A 19,017-nucleotide genomic window follows, 5' to 3' on the forward strand; every position below is an offset into this window, starting at 1 on the left:
GCCGCTTAGCGCGACGGCGCGACGTACGGCGCCGCCAGTGCGCCCGACGGACCGCTGAACTGGAACGTCGGCGACATCGGCAGCGTGGTGGTGCTCACGTTCGCGGCGGCGCGCTCGGTGTAATCGCGCGTGGCGGGCGTCGTCGCGCGCGCGTTCGGCGCGGCTTTCGACGGCGACACGATTTTCTGCAGATCGGCGAGGCGCTGCGCGGTCGCGCCGCTCGTGCGGCCGAGCGATTGCGCGCGCTTGTACGATTCGGCCGCGAGGCGCAGGTAGAGATCGCCGAGGTTCTCGTACGCGAGCGTGTAGCTCGGGTTCGACTGCGTCGCGGTGACGAGCGCGGTGCGCGCTTCGTCATAGCGGCCGTGCTTCGCGTAGAGCGCCGCGAGGTTGTTGTACGGCTCGGGCAGCTCGGGGTACGCCTGCGCGATCGCGACGAACTGCTGGATCGCGTCGTCGTCGCGGTTCAGGCGGGCCAGCACGGTGCCGCGCTTGAACTGCGCCTGCACGTCGTGCGGGTTCGACGCGATGCGCGCGTCGAGCTGCGCGAGCGCCTGCTTCCACTGCTTGCCGGCGATCGACGCGTCGATTTCTGGCGTGCCGTCGGCGACCGCCGGGGCTTTCTGCGCATGCGCCGCGGGTGCCGCGAAAAGCGTCAGCGCGACGCCCATGACGGTGGTCGCAACGAGGGTCGCAGCGCTCGGCGCGCGGCCGCGATGAGGTTTCATAGGCGTAAATCGGAATGTTATACTCCGAGCCATTCTAACAAAACGTCTGCGCGTTCCGGCGAGCGGCAGACAGTCTTTCTTAGCCTCTCGTGGCCGTCACCGCTGTGCTTGCAGCCTGACCGCCCCATGTGATAACGAGGACGCGCGGCCCGGCGCCGCAGCAGATGGTCCGTCCGTTTCACATGCTGGGCGAGCTTCGCCAGGGCGGTTTCCTTCGGCTCACGGTTCATCTCTATGGAATCACTGCGCATCTACAACACGCTCGCGCGTGACAAGCAAGTCTTCGTGCCGCGCCAGTCCGGCGAAGTGCGGATGTACGTATGCGGGATCACCGTCTACGACTATTGTCACGTGGGCCACGCGCGCATGCTGGTCGTGTTCGACCTCGTCCAGCGCTGGCTGCGTGCGATCGGCTACCGGGTCACGTACGTGCGCAACATCACCGACATCGACGACAAGATCATCCGCCGCGCGGTCGAGAACGGCGAGACGATCAAGTCGCTGACCGACCGCTTCATCGGCGCGATGCACGAGGATGAAGCCGCGCTCGGCATCCAGCGGCCCGACATCGAGCCGCGCGCGACGCAGTTCATTGCGCAGATGCTCGGCATGATCGAGACGCTCGAGACGAACGGCTACGCGTATCAGGCGGCCGATGGCGACGTCAATTACTCGGTGCGCAAGTTCGCGAGCTACGGGAAGCTGTCGGGCAAGTCGCTCGACGACCTCCGCGCGGGCGAGCGCGTCGCCGCGAACGATGCGAAGCAGGATCCGCTCGACTTCGTGCTGTGGAAGCGCGCGAAGCCGGAAGATCCGGAAGGCGCGTCGTGGGCGTCGAAGTACGGGATGGGCCGTCCGGGCTGGCACATCGAATGCTCGGCGATGGGCTGCTCGCTGCTCGGCAATCATTTCGACATCCACGGCGGCGGGCAGGATCTGCAATTCCCGCACCACGAGAACGAGATCGCGCAGAGCGAGGGTGCGACCGGCGAGACGTTCGTCAATTACTGGATGCACAACGGCTTCGTGCAGGTCGACAACGAGAAGATGTCGAAATCGCTCGGCAACTTCTTCACGATCCGGGAAGTGCTCGAGCGTTACGACGCGGAAGTCATGCGCTTCTTCATCGTGCGCACGCATTACCGTTCGCCGCTCAATTACAGCGACGTGCATCTCGACGATGCGCGCGCATCGCTCACGCGTCTGTACACCGCGCTGAAGGACGTCGAGCCCGACACGCTCGCGCTCGACTGGAACGAGCCGCACGCACAGCGTTTCGCGGCCGCGATGAACGACGATTTCAACACGCCGGTCGCGGTGGCGACGCTGTTCGAGCTGGCGGGTGAAGTCAACCGCACGCGCGACGCGTCGCTCGCACGGCAACTGAAACAGCTGGCGGGCCTGCTCGGCCTGCTGGGCCGCGAACCGCGCGCGTTCCTGCAGCAGGCGTCCGGCGCCGCGCAGGCGGGCGGGCTCGCGGCCGACGAGATCGAAGCGAAGATCGCCGCGCGCGTCGCGGCGAAGCAAGCGAAGGACTATGCCGAAGCGGACCGGATCCGGGCGGAATTGCTCGAAGCCGGCATCGCACTTGAAGACAAACCGGGCGGATCGACCGAATGGCGTCGCGTATGAGCGCGGTGCGTTCCACTGACCGATCCGTCAGGTAGGAGGCAAGATGGCAACGGCCAGAAAAGCGCCGGTCAGGCGCGCGACCCCGGTCGCCGCGCGTCCGGCAGCCAAGCGCGTACCGGCGGCGAAGGCGGACGCGACGCGCGCCGTGCCGAACGGCGCGCTGAACGGTCATGCGCAGCCGGCGGCCGCGCCGCCGGCCGCCGACGCGGCCCGCAAGACACGTGCGTCCGAAGCGGATGGCGAGGAGGTCGTCGTGCGTCCCGCCTATTGGGACAAGGCATGCGCGGACCTCGTCAAGCGCGACCGGATCCTGAAGAAGCTGATTCCGAAGTTCGGTCCCGCGCATCTCGTGAAACGCGGCGACCCGTTCGTCACGCTCGCGCGCTCGGTCGTCGGCCAGCAGATTTCGGTGCCGTCCGCGCAGTCGCTGTGGGCGCGCATCGAGGACGCCTGCCCGAAGCTCGCGCCGCAACCGGTGATCCGGCTCGGCGCTGACAGGCTGATCGCGTGCGGGCTGTCGAAGCGCAAGACGGAATACATCCTCGATCTTGCGCAGCATTTCGTGTCGGGGGCGCTGCACGTCGACAAATGGACGTCGATGGACGACGAGGACGTGATCGCGGAACTCACGCAGATCCGCGGCATCAGCCGCTGGACCGCCGAGATGTTCCTGATCTTCAACCTGTCGCGGCCGGACGTGCTGCCGCTCGACGACCCGGGCCTGATCCGTGCGATCAGCGTCAATTACTTCAGCGGCGAACCCGTCACGCGCAGCGAGGCGCGCGAGGTCGCGGCCAACTGGGAGCCGTGGCGCACCGTCGCGACCTGGTACATGTGGCGCAGCCTCGATGCGCCCGACGTCGACGCCTGAGTGCAGGCTATCGAGTTTTGAACATCAATAGTTGAGAGCTGGTTTTGCGCGCCGCCCGCGCGGGTAGAATACGCGCTGCCGCAAGACCCAAGGATTCGAACACATGAAGACCACGTTTCTGGATTTCGAACAGCCGATCGCCGAACTCGAGGCCAAGATCGAAGAGCTGCGATTCGTGCAGGACGACTCGGCTGTCGATATTTCGGAAGAAATCGAGCGGCTGTCGAAGAAAAGCCAGCAACTGACGAAGGACCTCTACGCGAACCTGACGCCGTGGCAGGTTTCGCAGATCGCGCGGCACCCGCAGCGTCCGTACACGCTCGATTACGTCGCGGAACTGTTTACCGATTTTCACGAACTGCATGGCGATCGCGCGTTCGCGGACGACCTGTCGATCGTCGGCGGTCTCGCGCGCTTCGGCGGCCATCCGTGCATGGTGATCGGTCACCAGAAGGGCCGCGACACGAAGGAGCGCGCCGCGCGCAACTTCGGGATGCCGCGTCCGGAAGGCTATCGGAAGGCCGAGCGCCTGATGCGTCTGGCCGAGAAGTTCGGGCTGCCGATCTTCACGTTCGTCGACACGCCGGGCGCGTACCCGGGCATCGGCGCGGAAGAGCGCGGCCAGTCGGAGGCGATCGGTCGCAACCTGTACGTGATGGCCGAGCTGAAGACGCCGATCATCACGACGGTGATCGGCGAGGGCGGTTCGGGCGGCGCGCTGGCGATCGCCGTGGCCGATACCGTGATGATGCTGCAGTTCTCGACCTACTCGGTGATCTCGCCGGAAGGCTGTGCGTCGATCCTGTGGAAGAGCGCCGCGAAGGCGCCGGAAGCCGCGGAAGCGCTGGGCCTGACCGCGCACCGCCTGAAGGCGCTCGGCCTGATCGACAAGATCATCAACGAGCCGCTCGGCGGCGCGCATCGCGATCCGAAGGGCATGGCCGCGCTGCTGCGCCGTGCGCTGGCCGATTCGCTGCGCCAGTTCCAGGGCATGAGCATCGATGCGCTGCGCGAGCGCCGCTTCGAGCGCCTGATGGCCTACGGCAAGTTCAAGGAAACCACGCCGGGCGCATGACCGGCCGTGTATTCAATGCGCGCGCCGCGGCGCGCGCGTCCCGCTCGTGATCCCGCCCACCGAATTCTCCGCCGACCGTGTCGTCCTCGACGCGGTCGGCGTTGCGCTTTCCGGCCTGCCGCCGGATGCGCGCATCGCGATCGCCTACAGCGGCGGCCTCGATTCGACGGTGCTGCTCGATGCGGCCGTGCGCGTCGCGGGCGCATCGCGCTGCGTCGCGTTGCACGTGCATCACGGCCTGAGCGCGAATGCCGACGCATGGGTCGCGCATGCCGAAGCGGAGGCGGCGCGGCTCGGCGTCGCATTCGAATCGATGCGCGTCGACGTGCCGCGCGACAGCGGGCTCGGTATCGAGGCGACGGCGCGCGAGCGTCGCTACGCGGCGCTCGACGCGATGGGCGAACGCCACGGCGTGGCGGCGCTGTGGCTCGCGCAACATGCGGACGACCAGGCCGAGACCGTGCTGCTGCAACTGTTGCGCGGTGCGGGAATCGCGGGGCTTGCCGCGATGGCGCCGCGTTATCGCCCCGACGGCGTGAGCATCGAGCGCGTGCGCCCATTGTTGCGACTGTTGCGCGCGCAACTTGAGCGCTATGCGGAGCAGCACGCGCTCGCGTGGATCGACGACGAATCGAACGGTGACACGCGCTATGCGCGCAATGCGCTGCGCGTCGACGTGCTGCCGGCGCTGGCCGTGCATTTCCCGGGCTTTCGCGATGCGCTCGGTCGCGCGGCGCAGCACGCGGCGGCGGCTCAGCGGCTGCTCGACGATCTGGCCGAGCTGGATTTCGCCGTCGCCGCGCGCGATGACGGGCAGGCGCTGTCGCGCGACGCGCTGATCGGATTCGACGACACGCGCGGCGCGAACCTGCTGCGCTTCTGGATGCGCCGGCTCGGTTTGCCGGGCGCGTCGGCCGCCCGGCTCGCCAACATGATGCGACAACTGCGCGCGGCGCACGACGCGCATGCGCTGCGCGTCGATCACGCGGGGCAGTGCCTGCGGCTCTATCGCGATGTCGTCTACTGGGAAGCCGGCGACAGCAGCGAACCGGCCGACGACGGTACGGGTACGCCGCAACCGGAGGCGGCGCTCGCATGGGACGGACAGCAAGTGTGGCACCTGCCGGGATGGCGCGGCACGTTCGTGTTTGCGCCCGCCGACGCGGGCAGCGCCGACGCGGTGCCGGAGGAGCTGCTGCGCGGTGCGCGGCTGGCGGTGCGCCCCCGGGCCGGTGGCGAACGGATGCGGACGTCGCCGGGCGGCCCGGGCCGAACGCTGAAGAACCTGTTCCAGGAGCGCGGGGTGCCGGCCTGGCAACGCGACGTGCCGCTGCTGTTCGCGGGCGACCGGCTGATCTACGTGCCGCGGCTGGGTGTCAATCGCGACATCGGCATGCCTGACGGGGCGGCGCCCGGCGCCGCCGCATGGCGCCGGATCGAGTGGCGTCCCGACCTGCTGATCGCGTAACGGCGGCAGGCTTCCGGCGGCGCGATGGCGCGCCCATTTTCACCATTTGGTAAACAGCGCCGGAACGGCCGCCGCCACGGCGCGCGGCTTGTCAAGCGGGCTTCTATCGGGTACGCTCGGTCGTTTGCTCGGCTCGATTTTTGAGCGTTTTGTGCAGGTTTTCCGCGTGACGTACCCGGTTTGCGCGGCCTGATCGGCCTTCCGGGCAAAATCCGTCACGCTTGCGTGTTGCGTCCCAGCCGTCCCCCTTGTCGTCCGTCCACAGCCACAAGCCGCGTGACCGAACGGCTATGCGGCCTGCCCAGCGCGCCCGTGCGGCTTCTCCTCCAGTTCAGAACGACAATGGCACTCATCGTACACAAATACGGCGGCACTTCGATGGGCTCGGTCGAGCGCATCAAGAACGTCGCGAAACGCGTCGCAAAATGGCATCAGGCCGGGCACCAGATGGTGGTCGTGCCTTCGGCGATGTCCGGCGAAACCAACCGTCTGCTCGGTCTTGCGAAAGAGATTTCGAGCCAGCCGAGCCCGCGTGAGCTCGACATGATTGCGTCGACCGGCGAGCAGGTCAGCGTCGGCCTGCTGTCGATCGCGCTGCAGGAAATCGGTGTCGAGGCCGTGAGCTATGCCGGCTGGCAAGTGCCGATCAAGACCGACAGCGCGTTTACGAAAGCACGCATCCACTCGATCGACGACGAGCGCGTGAAGGACGACCTGAACGCGGGCAAGGTCGTGATCATCACGGGCTTCCAGGGCGTCGATCCGGACGGTCACATCACGACGCTGGGCCGTGGCGGCTCGGACACGTCGGCGGTGGCGGTGGCGGCTGCGCTCGGTGCCGAAGAGTGTCTGATCTATACCGACGTCGACGGCGTCTACACGACCGATCCGCGTGTCGTCGAAGAGGCGCGCCGCCTCGACCGCGTGACGTTCGAGGAGATGCTGGAAATGGCCAGCCTCGGCTCGAAGGTCCTGCAGATCCGCTCGGTCGAATTCGCCGGCAAATACCAGGTGAAGACGCGTGTGCTGTCGAGCCTGACCGATCCGCTGATTGCGCTCGACGAAGAAATGCGCTCGGGCACCCTGATTACTTTTGAAGAAGACGAGACCATGGAAAAGGCAGTCATTTCCGGCATCGCGTTCCAGCGCGACGAAGCACGCATTGCGGTGATGGGCGTGCCCGACAAGCCGGGCATCGCATATCAGATCCTCGGCCCGGTGGCCGATGCGAACGTCGACGTCGACATGATCATCCAGAACCAGAGCGTCGAAGGCAAAACCGACTTCACGTTCACGGTCGGTCGCGGCGACTACCAGAAGGCGATGGACATCCTCACCAACCAGGTGCAGGGCCATGTGAGCGCCGAGCGCGTGCAGGGCGATCCGAAGGTGTCGAAGGTGTCGGTCGTCGGCGTCGGCATGCGTTCGCACGTGGGCGTCGCGAGCAAGATGTTCCGCACGCTGTCGGAAGAGGGCATCAACATCCAGATGATCTCGACGTCCGAAATCAAGATCTCGGTGCTGATCGACGAGAAATACATGGAGCTGGCCGTCCGCGCGCTGCACAAGGCTTTCGAACTCGACCAGGCATCGTGAATTTTTCGTGATGCATTGAAGAAAATGCATCACGGAATTTGACGTACGGTTCGAAACCCTATATTATTTCGTTCTCGTCGCACTGCCTCCCTGGTGCGAGCGAAAGTTTGGGAGACGTGGCCGAGAGGTCGAAGGCACTCCCCTGCTAAGGGAGCATCTGGGCCAAAACCTGGATCGAGGGTTCGAATCCCTCCGTCTCCGCCAAAAGCGGTGACAAAGCCCCGCAAGTTCTCGGACTTGCGGGGCTTTTTCTTTTTCAGCCCCTCACTAGGCCCATCAGCAAGAATGTGCTGGGCGGAGCTGATCGTTGGCGCCGCATGGAGTTGCGCGCTGTCTCCGAGCGTGAAGGCAACGCTCGATGATTGCTCGTCCCGTATACTCCCGGGAAAAGACGGATCGTCCAACGAGGTCCAAGCGCAAGTCCGCGTAAAACTTCCATCCGATTCACTGCTCGAATTTTGGCACTTCTGCAACGCAATTGCGGAAACCTGGGGCCATGTGTCGTCCGGGAACTACTGCTGAAAGCTCCCGGCCTTTCTGCGTGAGAGCCTGACGTACGATCGTGGATCGGAAATGACTTGCCATGTCGAGTTGGCTGAACGACTGAATCTGGACATCTGGTTCGCAGATCCCTACGCCCTTTGGCAACGGGGCAGCAACGAAAATACCAACGGCCTGCTGCGCCAGTTTCTGCCCAAGGGGGCCGACCTGTCAGGCGTCACCCAGATGCAATTGAACGACATTGCCAAACTGATGAACGGCCGCCCTCGCCAAACCCTCAACTGGAAAACCCCTGAAGAGGCTATGGCGATGGAATTGGCTGCCGCCGGATTGGCTAAACGTTGCACTTGATTCTTGAGACCGCCCAGGGTATGAGGGCGAGACAGCAGGCAAGGGCGATGGTGTGATTGCTGATCCGGCCACGGAGCTCGATCCGAGTATCAAACCGGGTTCGTTGATTTCGCCGTTGCCTGATGCCAAGAAGATCAGTGACTGGATCGCGGAAATCATTCCGGATCAGGCAAAGGGCTCGTGGACTATATTCTTCATTCGAATGGATCATCGCCATCGGGTAAGGAAGGATTGAATTTTGACGCGAAAGTTGAAGCCAAGGATGGCGGTTATGTAGATGTCGAGTTATCCGCGAGATAGAAGTTTGATAAAAATGGCTCTGTTGTGGATAGCAAGTTTGCGCAAAGCGATCTGATTGGTCGTTACTCCCCAGATGGGAATTTCCACATAGACTGGTACGGGACTACGGTGTCTGGGCGAGGTGTTGGAGTAGATATGATTTCCAAGGCGGTAGAATCCGTTTGGGCAGACAAGGTGAAAGCGGTGTCTGCTCAGTTGGGTAATGTAAACTGTGATTCTTACAATTCGGCAATCTCTTCTGGGATTTCACCGGTTCAAGCAGTTTGGGCTACTCCACTAGGGGAAACGATGATTTCTCTCGGATTTAAAGGTGTTGAGGTCAATGCGTATAACGTTAAATTATATCAGTAGATGATCATGGGAAAGGTTGAAATTATAAGGCTAATGCTGAGAGCTGGAAGGGCGAAGGATATGTTGGACTTTGTTGAGGGCGAGTCGCGCTATCTTTCGGAGGCGTCTGGCGGTGTGCCGCAAGATCCTGGGCTCAAGCGAATTTGGATTATGGTGGTACATCATCTACGTTTTTTGGCGGAATTCGGGAGTGATGTATCGGTTCAGTCGTCTGGCGGGAGGGTGTATAGATCATATCCCGATGAATTCGATAGGTGGCTAAGCGCGGGTGCGCCTGGAATTTCAGAAGTTGATATTAAAAGATATGTGGAGGAAAATCCTTTTGATGAGAGTGAGTAGGGCATGATATGAGGTAAATGATGGCTGAGTGCCTTGCAGTAGGGGGTGATTTTAAGGTCATGTTTTTATTTTCGGAATCGATACTCCAGTAGAGGTGGTGGAGAGCTGAACAATATCTTGAATGACATTCCGATCGAACTGAGTCACGAGCCCGTCCCCGCCCGTGATGGTGGGAAGGAATTCGTGCCTCGGTGGCCGCAAGACCATGCAAAGGTAGATCCGTATCGCAAACCGGGATATTGATATGACGAACATCTCATTGGCGCAACGCTTCCAAGAAGCTAGAGCCCCCAAAATCGTGGTTGACGGCCGGGAAATATATGGTTTGTATGAGGTCGACGTATCTTCGGGGGAAACAGTACTGTTCCTTGATTTTGTATCATTTAAAAAGTCGACGGTCCAAGGCGTTAACATAAAGGCGGTGAATTGCAATGTTGAGGTTAATAATCAGATTTTGACGGATTTTCTTATATGGTCGGATCATGGTCCGAAACATATTCCGCTGAATGTCACGATTAAGAAGGGTGGGAGGGTCGCCCTTAAAGTTTGGAATGTTTGGAAATATGATGGCATTTCGCATGCATGGATTGGAAATGCCGGCATGTTGGTGAAAAAAGACGATCGTCATATCTCATTCCATTGCAGCGACGGCATGGGTAATCCAGATTTCGAAGACCTTGTGTTTACGATTGAGGTCGGCAAAGTGGCTAAATAGCCACGCGGTATCGGGCCAGCATAAGAACTAACCATCAAATGACAATAACCAAACAACTGGCGGCCCTGCCGTTCGCCGCGTTGATTTCGGTCGGGCCGCCGAAGCGGTCGCGAGCACCAATCGCGATACGTCGAACACCGGCGTGCACTCGCGCCGATCTTCGACAAGGCCAAGATCCAGGCCGGCTTTGACATCACAAGCCAGTTCATCAATCCAAGGCGGGGCGCGAAGGAGATAGTGGAGATGATGGCGGTCATTTGATCGCGTCCATATTGAACGGGCCTGGAGAGAAGCTAAACATAGTTCCAATGGATTCAAACTTGAATCGCGGAGCATGGAAGCAATTGGAGAATAGTTGGACCGACGCGCTGAATGCGGGAAAGCAAGTGAAGGTTTCGATCGAACCGCAATACCAAGGGGATAGTCGAAGACCTGAAGGGTTTAACATCACGTACGTAGTGGCAATGGTCGACCGGCGCAGCAGTATTTTAGGAATTCGCCTGGAGGAAGGTAATGGACAGCCGAGATGTTGATATATGCAAGGAGATTGGCCAACTGCTTTATGACGCCACTCCGGCGGGATCGCATTCGATCGTTATGCGAGCGCAACTTGCGGATGACGACGATCAGGCGAAATTCGAGTTTGATGCCGTCGCGGAAAATGGAGATTCTTCATGGTTTTTGGGTAGTGCTAGTCTTAACAGTAGGCTATTGGAATTGTTGGTTGAGCATCGTCGATTTTTTATCTCACAAAATCAACTAAAATGGAAATTGTTCATCCTTGTTGTTGATGTGAATAAAGGAAGATTTTCATTGGAATTGAAATACGACTAGAGCAGAATGCCCGTATAGGTTGTATGGAGATTAGGCAGAATCAGGGATAGATACAAATGAAGATAATGAAGGGCCTGCCGGCGCTGTCGATCACAACGTTGATGTCGGTTGCTGTGTCGGCTCAGCAGGCCCCGCTGCCTGCTGATCAGGCGGCCGCCGCGCGGGCGAACGCGGAGCAGGACCGGCAAGCACAGCAGCAACGCGATGCGCAGCAACGCGACGCGGCGGTGCGCGCGCCTTCAATTCGTTCTGAATTGCCGCGCACTGAAGCATATCCAGCACTTCCTACCGAAACGCCATGTTTCCCGATCGACCGCTTTACGCTCGACGTGCCTGGCTCATTGTCCGATGCAGCGAAGGCCCAAGGGGCATCCGCCTTACCGATGGATCGCTTTGCGTTCGCACGTGAATGGCTGAACCACTACGCAGGGCAATGCGTCGGCAAACAAGGTATTGACGTACTGATCAAGGGACTGTCGCAGGCGATTTTGGCGAAGGGCTACGTCACTACGCGGGTGCTCGTTCCAGAGCAAGACTTATCGACCGGTACGCTCAAACTCTCGCTGATCCCCGGCATGATCCGCCACGTCCGCTTCGCCGACGAAAAGCTCCGTGGCACCTGGAAAACCGCGTTCCCGACCCGCGACGGCAACCTGCTGAACCTGCGCGACCTCGAACAAGGCCTCGAGCAAATGAAACGCGTATCGAGTCAGGATGTCTCGATGCAACTTGTTCCGGGTGATCTTCCCGGCGAAAGCGACGTCGTGCTCGACGTGAAGCGCGGCAAGCCATGGACGGTCGTCGCATCGATCGACAACTCCGGCACGCGCGCTACCGGCAAACTGCAAGGCAACCTCTCGCTCGGCATCGACAACCCGCTCGGCCTGAACGACGTGTTCAACGTCGGCGTCAGCCAGGATCTCGAATTCGGCGACAAGCGTCTCGGCTCGCACGGCTGGAACAGCTTCTATTCGATTCCATGGGGCTACTGGACGGCAACGCTCTCGGCTTACACGAACACGTACTACCAGCAGATCGCCGGCGTGAACCAGACATTCATCGCGAGCGGCAACTCGAAGACGATCGACTTCAAGCTGGCCCGCGTGCTGTCGCGCAGTCAGAATGATGTATTGGGTGCGTACGTTCGCCTGTCGCGCCGTTTCGGGCAAAGCTTTATCGAAGACACCGAGATCTCGCAGCAGCGCCGCAACAACACGATGATCGAACTCGGCCTGACCGATCGCCACTACCTCGGCGGCGCGCAGTTCGATGGCTCACTTGCATATCGTCAAGGTGTCGGTGGGTTGGGTGCTCAGGACGATACGATGGCAGCGGGTGGTGGACCGACCTATCGCTTCAAGATGGCGGTGCTCGACGCGAACCTGTCGGCGCCGTTCGCGATCGGCAAACAGCCATTCCGCTATGTCGGCACATTCCACGGTCAGTACACCGGAAACACGCTTTACTACATCGACGACTTGACGATTGGCAGTCGCTACACAGTGCGTGGTTTCGATGGCGAAACGATGCTCGCCGCGGCACGTGGCTTCTACTGGCGCAACGAGCTGCAGGCGCCGATCGGGCAGACGGGACAGGCAATTTATGCGGGGCTCGACTACGGTCGCGTATGGGGCCCGCAGCCTGTCGCCCTCGTCGGGACGCAATTGGCCGGCGCTGTGATCGGCATAAAAGGTAGCGTGGGCACGCGATTCGGAGCGTATGCGTACGATCTCTTCGCGGGTACGCCTGTCTACAAGCCGTCGGGTTTTCCGACTGCGCGAGTGACGCTCGGTTTTCAGGTGACTGCTCAGTTCTGAAGACAATGAGCCAAGGTACTTCTTCGACACGCACACGTCGCAGGCCCGATGTGGCATATGTTCGTCTGATCGAGATTGCCGCCGAGCGGGCGCTTATGGGACCGCTTGAGTTATTAGGGCGCGGCCGCACGAGAAGGGGCGGGCGAGGGCACCTCATCGCCCGATATGCGCTGCACCAAATCGAATGAAATAAGAATGAAAGCATTTCTGTAAGGCAGGGAGTGCCGGGCGATCGCAAGATCGCGGAATGCCGACCTTGTCATTCCGGCCCTTCGAAACGAACGGTCGACATCAAAAATGCGGCGCTGCGTCTATTCTTGCCGTGTAGAGTGCCCGGCAATACAAAAAATTACTCATAAAAATCAGCGAACTACGCCGACACCAAAAAACAACGTTCTGCTGCGCTGCAGAAAATAATCAATCGCCTTATGCTGGTTAACCCGATCGCGTTTGAGCGGCATCAAGTTTTCCGCTGATGTCGCTTTACATTTAGCCAACATTGGCGATTCACGAAATCTACCTGTCGATTTGATTTCGTTCCTTTCGTCGCGCCTGTCCCCGATGCAGGGTGCGACTTCCTCAAGGCGTTGTTGACATGCATGATTTTCCCTTCCTGAGCCTGGCCATCTGGGTTCCGATACTGTTCGGCGCGGGCCTGCTGCGCGCCGGTTCCGATCAGCATTCACGGCGAATACGGCTGATCGCGCTGGTCGGCGCGATCGCCGGACTGGCGCCCGTCGTGCCGCTGGTTGCCGGCTTCGACGCGCATTCGGCTGCGATGCAGTTCGTCGAAAGACGCGACTGGCTCGCGGCATTCAATGCCGGATGGCGGGTCGGCATCGATGGCGCGTCGCTGTGGCTCGTCGTGCTGACCGCGTTCACGACGCTCGTGGTGGTGGTCGCGTCGTGGGAATCGGTCACGGTGCGCGTCGCGCAGTACTACGCGTCGTTCCTGATCCTGTCGGGGCTGATGGTCGGCGTGTTCGTCGCGCAGGACGGGCTGCTGTTCTTCATCTTCTTCGAGGCGACGCTGATCCCGCTGTACCTGCTGATCGGCACGTGGGGGCGCGAGCGCCGCGTGTATGCGGCCGTGAAGTTCTTCTTCATCTCGTTCGCCGGCTCGCTGTTGTTGCTGATGGCGATGCTGTACCTGTACGCGCAGTCGCATACGTTCGACATGGCCGTATGGCGCACGCTGCAGCTCGGCTTCGCGCCGCAGTTGCTGGTGTTCGTCGGCTTTTTCGCCGCGTTTGCGGTCAAGGTGCCGATGTGGCCGGTCCACACGTGGCTGAGCGACGTGTACACCGACGGCCCGACGGGCGCCGCGCTGATGCTCGCGATGCTCAAGCTCGGCGGGTACGGGTTCCTGCGCTTCGCGCTGCCGATCACGCCCGACGCGAGCCATTTCTTCGCGCCGGCCGTGATCGCGCTGTCGCTGTTCGCGATCGTCTACGCGAGCCTGATCGCGCTCGCGCAGACCGATCTCGGCAAGCTGCTCGCGTATTCGACGGTCGCGCACATGGGAATCGTCACGCTCGGGCTGTTCCTGTTCAACCGGATCGGCGTCGAAGGCGCGATCGTGCAGCTCGTGTCGTACGGCTTCGTGGCGGGCGCGATGCTGTTGTGCGTGAACGTGCTCGTGGACCGCACCCGCCAGCGCGAGATCGCCGCGTACGGCGGCGTGGCGGGCGTGATGCCGCGTTTCGCGACCTTCACGCTGCTGTTCGCGATGGCCAACGTCGGCCTGCCGGGCACGTCGGGGTTCGTCGGCGAGTTCATGGTGATCATGGGCGCGATCCGCTTCAACTTCTGGATCGGCGCGATCGCGGCGCTCACGCTGATCCTCAGCGCGTCGTACACGCTGTGGATGCTCAAGCGCGTCGTGTTCGGCACGGTCGCGAGCCAGCAGATCGCGAAGCTCGCCGACCTGAACCGTCGCGAGATCGTGATGTTCGCGTCGCTCGCGCTGATCGTGCTGGCGGTCGGCATCGATCCGAAGCCGTTCACCGATGCGATCGATCCGACCGTCGGCAAGCTGATCCAGGAAGCGAGCCATTCGAAAGTGCCGGCAGGGGACGCCCCCGCGCCGGCGCTGCCGTCGTACATGGCGTCGACGCACGACTGATCGCGGCACGTCGAGCCGCGCCACGCCGCGCCAGCCCGCCGCATCGCGCGGCGCGCATGGTTGCGCGCGCATCGATCCGCAGCCCGGCACGGCAAGGTGCCGGGCCCGCTTCCGGCTGCGTGAAATTGCCCCGCGACAATGTGACTCACGGCAGATTTTGCAATGATGATTTGCCGCATGCACCGGTTTTTCATCGCACTCGCGCGACGTATGATTCGGCCAATTTCGTGAATCGGATGCGCATCGGGCATACGCAAACGGATTCAATGACCCGCGGGGCTGTGTGATGAGAAGAAGAGCTTCAAGAGGCTGGGCGGCGCTGATGTCAATCGGCGCGGCGTTGAGCCTGTCAGGTTGTAATTTAGATGTACTAAATCCGAAAGGAAACGTGGGCGCGGCAGAAAAGGCGTTGATCGCGACGTCCACCTGGGCGATGCTGATCGTCGTCGTGCCGGTGATTCTGCTCACGTTGTGGTTCGCGTGGCGTTACCGCGCGTCGAACCGCAACGCCGCGTACGCGCCGAACTGGTCGCACTCGACCGCGATCGAGGTCGTGATTTGGACGGTGCCGACGCTGATCATCCTGTTCCTGGGCGTGCTCACGTGGAAGACCACGCACGAGCTCGATCCGTACAAGCCGCTCGAATCGGCCGTGAAGCCGATCGACGTCGAGGTGGTCGCGCTCGACTGGAAGTGGCTGTTCATCTATCCGGAGCTTGGCATCGCGTCGGTGAACCAGCTCGCGATTCCGGTCGGCACGCCGGTGAACTTCCGCATCACGTCGGATTCGGTGATGAATTCGTTCTTCATCCCGCAGCTCGGCGGCCAGGTGTATGCGATGGCCGGCATGCAGACGCGCCTGCACCTGATCGCCGACGAGCCGGGCAACTACGCGGGCACGTCCGCCAACTTCAGCGGCCGCGGTTTCTCCGACATGAAGTTCCGCACGCTCGCCGAGCCGCGCGAGCAGTTCGATGCGTGGGTGCAGAAGGTGAAGGCGTCGCCGGAACGGCTCGACGCGACGGTGTACGGCACCGTCGCGCAGCCGAGCGAGAAGGCGCCGGTGCGCTATTTCTCGCCGGTCGATCCGCGGCTCTTCCACAACATCATCGCGAAATACAACGATGGCCACGTCCTCGACCTGAAGGACGCCGCCTGCGGCACGAAGGGGTAACGCATGTTCGGCAAACTCACACTTTCGGCGATCCCGTTCGATCAGCCCATCATCATGGGGGCCGGCGCCTTCATGGGGCTGGTCGTGCTGGGCATTCTCGCCGCGCTGACGATCACCGGCCGCTGGAAATGGCTGTGGACGGAATGGCTGACCACGGTCGACCACAAGAGACTCGGCGTGATGTACATCATCGTCGCGCTGATCATGCTGCTGCGCGGCTTCGCGGACGCGATCATGATGCGCATGCAGCTCGCGCTCGCGTACAACGCGCCCGGCTATCTGCCGCCGCACCACTATGACCAGATCTTCACGGCACACGGCGTGATCATGATCTTCTTCATGGCGATGGTGTTCATGGTCGGCCTGATGAACCTGGTCGTGCCGCTGCAGATCGGTGCGCGCGACGTCGCGTTCCCGTTCATCAACTCGCTGTCGTTCTGGATGACGGCGGTCAGCGCGATCCTGATCAACGTGTCGCTCGTGATCGGCGAGTTCGCGCAGACGGGCTGGCTCGCGTACCCGCCGCTGTCGGAGCTGCAGTTCAGCCCGGGGGTAGGGGTCGACTACTACCTGTGGGCGCTGCAGATCTCCGGCGTCGGCACGCTGCTGACCGGCGTGAACTTCTTCGTGACGATCATCAAGATGCGCGCGCCGGGCATGACGCTGATGAAGATGCCGGTGTTCACGTGGACGGCCCTCTGCACGAACGTGCTGATCATGGCATCGTTCCCGATCCTGACCGCGACGCTCGCGCTGCTCGGCCTCGACCGTTACCTCGGCATGCACTTCTTCACGAACGAAGCCGGCGGCAACGCGATGCTGTACCTGAACCTGATCTGGGCGTGGGGCCATCCGGAGGTGTACATCCTGATCCTGCCGGCGTTCGGGATCTTCTCGGAGGTCATCGCGACGTTCGCGAAGAAGCCGCTGTTCGGCTACAAGACGATGGTGTACGCGACCTGCGCGATCATGGTGCTGTCGTTCCTCGTGTGGCTGCATCACTTCTTCACGATGGGCTCGGGCGCGAACGTGAACGCGTTCTTCGGGATCATGACGATGATCATCGCGATCCCGACCGGCGTGAAGGTATTCAACTGGCTGTTCACGATGTATCGCGGCCGGATCGAGTTCACGACGCCCGTGCTGTGGACGATCGGCTTCATGGTCACGTTCACGCTCGGCGGCATGACCGGCGTGATGATGGCGATTCCGGGCGCGGACTTCGTGTTGCACAACAGCCTGTTCCTGATCGCGCACTTCCACAACGTGATCATCGGCGGCGTGCTGTTCGGCTATCTCGCGGGCTTCAACTACTGGTTCCCGAAGGCGTTCGGCTTCAAGCTGAACGAGAAGCTCGGCAAGGCCGCGTTCTGGTTCTGGCAGGTCGGCTTCTACGTCGCGTTCGTGCCGCTCTACGTGCTCGGTTTCATGGGCATGACGCGCCGCCTGAACCACTACGACAACCCGGCATGGCATCCGTGGCTGCTGGTCGCCGCGTTCGGCGCCGTGCTGATCGCGATCGGCATCGCGTGCCAGCTGCTGCAACTGGTGGTCAGCATCCGCAATCGCAACCTGCCCGCGTACCGCGACACGACGGGCGACCCGTGGGGCGGCCGCACGCTGGAGTGGGCGACGTCGTCGCCGCCGGCCGACTACAACTTCGCGGTGATCCCGCAGGTGCGCACGCTCGACGCGTACGCGGACATGAAGGCGCGCGGCGAAGGCCGGCCGAACCCGGCGGCGATTCGCGACATCCACATGCCGTCGAATACGTGTGCGGGCCTCGTGATCGCGATCTTCAGCCTGGTGCTCGGCTTCGCGCTGGTGTGGCACATCTGGTGGATGGCGATCGGCGGGCTCGTGGGCATCATCGCGACGCTCGTGATCTACAGCTCGCGCGATAACGACGGCTATTACATCCCTGCGTCGACGGTACGCAAGACCGAAGACAAGCAGCCGACGCGGCGCACGGTCGCGCGCGTCGACGACGTGGAACTGGAGGCCAACTGATGTTGCAGAAAACCTTGAGCGCGACCCTGCTCGAGCACGACGACCATCCGCCGTCGCATTCGGTGTTCGGGTTCTGGCTGTACCTGATGACCGACTGCGTGATCTTCGCGGCGCTGTTCGCGACGTTCGCGGTGCTGGGCAATCAGTACGCGGGCGGTCCGACCGCGAAGGACCTGTTCGACATTCCGGGCGTCGCGGTGGAAACCGCCGCGCTGCTGCTGTCGAGCATCACGTACGGCTTCGCGATGCTCGCGGCGTACAAGCAGCGGCGCGGCGCGCTGCTCGCCTGGCTCGCGGTGACGTTCGTGCTCGGCGCGGCGTTTCTCGCGATGGAGCTGCGCGAGTTCTCGCACCTGATCGCGGAAGGCGCCGGCCCGCAGCGGAGCGCGTTCCTGTCGGCGTTCTTCACGCTGGTCGGCACGCACGGGCTGCACGTGACGGCGGGCCTGTTGTGGATGATCGTGCTCGCCGCGCAGATCATGTCGCGCGGCGGCGACCTGACCGATCGCGACCTGCGGCGCCTGACGTGCCTGAGCCTGTTCTGGCACTTCCTCGACATCGTGTGGATCTGCGTGTTTTCCTTTGTCTATCTCGCGAGCGTGATCTAAATGGCCCATTCGCATTCGTCTCAACTCGAAGAAGGGCACGGCAGCGTCGGCGGCTATGTCGCCGGTTTCATCCTGTCGGTGCTGCTCACGGCCGCGTCGTTCGGCCTCGTGATGGGCGGCGTACTGTCGCCGCATGCGTCGCTGACCGGGCTCGCCGTGCTCGCGTTCGTGCAGATCGTCGTGCACCTCGTGTACTTCCTGCACATGAACGGCTCGTCGGGCCAGCGCTGGAACGTGATGGCGTTCAGCTATACGGTGCTGACCGCGGCGATCCTGATCGTCGGCACGCTGTGGGTGATGCACAACGTCAGCATGAACATGATGTCGCGTTGAGCGCCGGCGTGGCGCGTCGCGTCCACGTCGATGCGCGTTCATGAAGAAAGGCGGCACGCGTGTGAATTGCACCCCAAAAGTTGGACACCCGTCCAACCTTTGGGGTGTTTTTCATGACGAAGTACAACGAGCAGTTCAAGCAACGCATCGTTGACGAGTATTTTTCCGGTGGAATTGGCATCCAGTCCC

At 62.0% G+C, this 19,017-nt stretch carries 17 protein-coding genes and 1 tRNA gene; 17 read left to right on the plus strand and 1 reads right to left on the minus strand.

The features are described from left to right. Window positions 1-5: 5 nt before the first annotated feature. On the minus strand, window positions 6-728 hold the full coding sequence (locus LGN10_RS22105; RefSeq protein WP_226225033.1) for a tetratricopeptide repeat protein: 723 nt from the start codon (window positions 726-728) through the stop codon (window positions 6-8). Window positions 729-962: 234 nt separating this feature from the next. Between LGN10_RS22105 and cysS the strand changes: the two genes are divergently transcribed. The 17 genes from cysS to cyoD all read left to right on the plus strand — a co-directional run bounded on the left by cysS (window position 963) and on the right by cyoD (window position 18,828). Continuing rightward, window positions 963-2,360 (plus strand): cysteine--tRNA ligase, encoded by a 1,398-nt coding sequence (gene cysS, locus LGN10_RS22110; RefSeq protein ID WP_124864412.1) that lies wholly within the window; start codon window positions 963-965, stop codon window positions 2,358-2,360. A gap of 43 nt (window positions 2,361-2,403) precedes the next feature. Further along, entirely contained in the window at window positions 2,404-3,231 is an 828-nt protein-coding gene (locus LGN10_RS22115) for a DNA-3-methyladenine glycosylase family protein (protein WP_226225034.1), read from the plus strand. Window positions 3,232-3,334: 103 nt separating this feature from the next. Continuing rightward, window positions 3,335-4,306, plus strand: a complete 972-nt coding sequence (locus LGN10_RS22120) for an acetyl-CoA carboxylase carboxyltransferase subunit alpha (protein WP_006401892.1) — start codon at window positions 3,335-3,337, stop codon at window positions 4,304-4,306. A 46-nt stretch (window positions 4,307-4,352) separates the two neighbouring features. After that, entirely contained in the window at window positions 4,353-5,774 is a 1,422-nt protein-coding gene (tilS, locus tag LGN10_RS22125; RefSeq protein ID WP_226225035.1) for a tRNA lysidine(34) synthetase TilS, read from the plus strand. Window positions 5,775-6,116: 342 nt separating this feature from the next. Then, a complete protein-coding gene (locus LGN10_RS22130; RefSeq protein WP_012492698.1) occupies window positions 6,117-7,370 on the plus strand; it encodes an aspartate kinase in 1,254 nt (417 codons plus the stop codon). A 110-nt stretch (window positions 7,371-7,480) separates the two neighbouring features. After that, window positions 7,481-7,574 (plus strand) — tRNA-Ser (locus tag LGN10_RS22135). A 333-nt stretch (window positions 7,575-7,907) separates the two neighbouring features. Continuing rightward, complete coding sequence (locus tag LGN10_RS22140; protein WP_413227159.1) at window positions 7,908-8,222, plus strand: IS30 family transposase; 315 nt, start codon at window positions 7,908-7,910, stop codon at window positions 8,220-8,222. A 657-nt stretch (window positions 8,223-8,879) separates the two neighbouring features. Continuing rightward, the gene (locus tag LGN10_RS22145) at window positions 8,880-9,212 is read left to right on the plus strand and encodes a hypothetical protein (protein WP_226225036.1); all 333 of its coding nucleotides are present in this window, start codon (window positions 8,880-8,882) and stop codon (window positions 9,210-9,212) included. A 244-nt stretch (window positions 9,213-9,456) separates the two neighbouring features. Continuing rightward, window positions 9,457-9,927: a hypothetical protein gene (locus LGN10_RS22150; RefSeq protein ID WP_226225037.1), complete on the plus strand. Its 471-nt coding sequence runs from the start codon at window positions 9,457-9,459 to the stop codon at window positions 9,925-9,927. A gap of 257 nt (window positions 9,928-10,184) precedes the next feature. Further along, a complete protein-coding gene (locus LGN10_RS33820) occupies window positions 10,185-10,460 on the plus strand; it encodes a DNA/RNA non-specific endonuclease (RefSeq protein ID WP_413227158.1) in 276 nt (91 codons plus the stop codon). Beyond that, window positions 10,441-10,761 carry a hypothetical protein gene (locus LGN10_RS22160; RefSeq protein ID WP_226225038.1) on the plus strand — a complete coding sequence of 107 codons (321 nt, stop codon included), beginning with the start codon at window positions 10,441-10,443 and terminating at the stop codon, window positions 10,759-10,761. The genes LGN10_RS33820 and LGN10_RS22160 overlap by 20 nt, the downstream gene beginning before the upstream one ends. A gap of 65 nt (window positions 10,762-10,826) precedes the next feature. Next, window positions 10,827-12,578, plus strand: coding sequence for a ShlB/FhaC/HecB family hemolysin secretion/activation protein (locus LGN10_RS22165; protein ID WP_413227160.1), 1,752 nt, complete (start codon window positions 10,827-10,829; stop codon window positions 12,576-12,578). Window positions 12,579-13,173: 595 nt separating this feature from the next. Next, complete coding sequence (locus LGN10_RS22170) at window positions 13,174-14,703, plus strand: complex I subunit 4 family protein (protein ID WP_226225040.1); 1,530 nt, start codon at window positions 13,174-13,176, stop codon at window positions 14,701-14,703. 286 nt (window positions 14,704-14,989) lie between these two features. Then, window positions 14,990-15,877: a ubiquinol oxidase subunit II gene (gene cyoA, locus LGN10_RS22175; RefSeq protein ID WP_226225041.1), complete on the plus strand. Its 888-nt coding sequence runs from the start codon at window positions 14,990-14,992 to the stop codon at window positions 15,875-15,877. A 3-nt stretch (window positions 15,878-15,880) separates the two neighbouring features. Continuing rightward, on the plus strand, window positions 15,881-17,887 hold the full coding sequence (cyoB, locus tag LGN10_RS22180) for a cytochrome o ubiquinol oxidase subunit I (protein ID WP_099316544.1): 2,007 nt from the start codon (window positions 15,881-15,883) through the stop codon (window positions 17,885-17,887). Further along, window positions 17,887-18,495 carry a cytochrome o ubiquinol oxidase subunit III gene (cyoC, locus tag LGN10_RS22185; protein ID WP_059573657.1) on the plus strand — a complete coding sequence of 203 codons (609 nt, stop codon included), beginning with the start codon at window positions 17,887-17,889 and terminating at the stop codon, window positions 18,493-18,495. The genes cyoB and cyoC overlap by 1 nt, the downstream gene beginning before the upstream one ends. Beyond that, window positions 18,496-18,828 (plus strand): cytochrome o ubiquinol oxidase subunit IV, encoded by a 333-nt coding sequence (gene cyoD / locus LGN10_RS22190; protein ID WP_226225042.1) that lies wholly within the window; start codon window positions 18,496-18,498, stop codon window positions 18,826-18,828. Window positions 18,829-19,017: the final 189 nt, after the last annotated feature.

Source organism: Burkholderia sp. AU32262 (assembly GCF_020419985.1).
In the GTDB taxonomy this organism is placed as follows: Bacteria; Pseudomonadota; Gammaproteobacteria; order Burkholderiales; family Burkholderiaceae; genus Burkholderia; species Burkholderia semiarida.

What these genes read in the sequence shown, in the direction of transcription:
- LGN10_RS22115 (WP_226225034.1), top strand. Translation starts at nt 2,404, where the DNA reads ATGGCAACGGCCAGAAAAGCGCCGGTCAGGCGCGCGACCCCGGTCGCC.
- cysS (WP_124864412.1), top strand. Translation starts at nt 963, where the DNA reads ATGGAATCACTGCGCATCTACAACACGCTCGCGCGTGACAAGCAAGTC.
- cyoA (WP_226225041.1), top strand. Translation starts at nt 14,990, where the DNA reads ATGAGAAGAAGAGCTTCAAGAGGCTGGGCGGCGCTGATGTCAATCGGC.
- LGN10_RS22145 (WP_226225036.1), top strand. Translation starts at nt 8,880, where the DNA reads ATGGGAAAGGTTGAAATTATAAGGCTAATGCTGAGAGCTGGAAGGGCG.
- LGN10_RS22120 (WP_006401892.1), top strand. Translation starts at nt 3,335, where the DNA reads ATGAAGACCACGTTTCTGGATTTCGAACAGCCGATCGCCGAACTCGAG.
- LGN10_RS22150 (WP_226225037.1), top strand. Translation starts at nt 9,457, where the DNA reads ATGACGAACATCTCATTGGCGCAACGCTTCCAAGAAGCTAGAGCCCCC.
- LGN10_RS22160 (WP_226225038.1), top strand. Translation starts at nt 10,441, where the DNA reads ATGGACAGCCGAGATGTTGATATATGCAAGGAGATTGGCCAACTGCTT.
- cyoC (WP_059573657.1), top strand. Translation starts at nt 17,887, where the DNA reads ATGTTGCAGAAAACCTTGAGCGCGACCCTGCTCGAGCACGACGACCAT.
- LGN10_RS22130 (WP_012492698.1), top strand. Translation starts at nt 6,117, where the DNA reads ATGGCACTCATCGTACACAAATACGGCGGCACTTCGATGGGCTCGGTC.
- LGN10_RS22105 (WP_226225033.1), bottom strand. Translation starts at nt 728, where the DNA reads ATGAAACCTCATCGCGGCCGCGCGCCGAGCGCTGCGACCCTCGTTGCG.
- cyoD (WP_226225042.1), top strand. Translation starts at nt 18,496, where the DNA reads ATGGCCCATTCGCATTCGTCTCAACTCGAAGAAGGGCACGGCAGCGTC.
- LGN10_RS22170 (WP_226225040.1), top strand. Translation starts at nt 13,174, where the DNA reads ATGCATGATTTTCCCTTCCTGAGCCTGGCCATCTGGGTTCCGATACTG.
- LGN10_RS22165 (WP_413227160.1), top strand. Translation starts at nt 10,827, where the DNA reads ATGAAGGGCCTGCCGGCGCTGTCGATCACAACGTTGATGTCGGTTGCT.
- cyoB (WP_099316544.1), top strand. Translation starts at nt 15,881, where the DNA reads ATGTTCGGCAAACTCACACTTTCGGCGATCCCGTTCGATCAGCCCATC.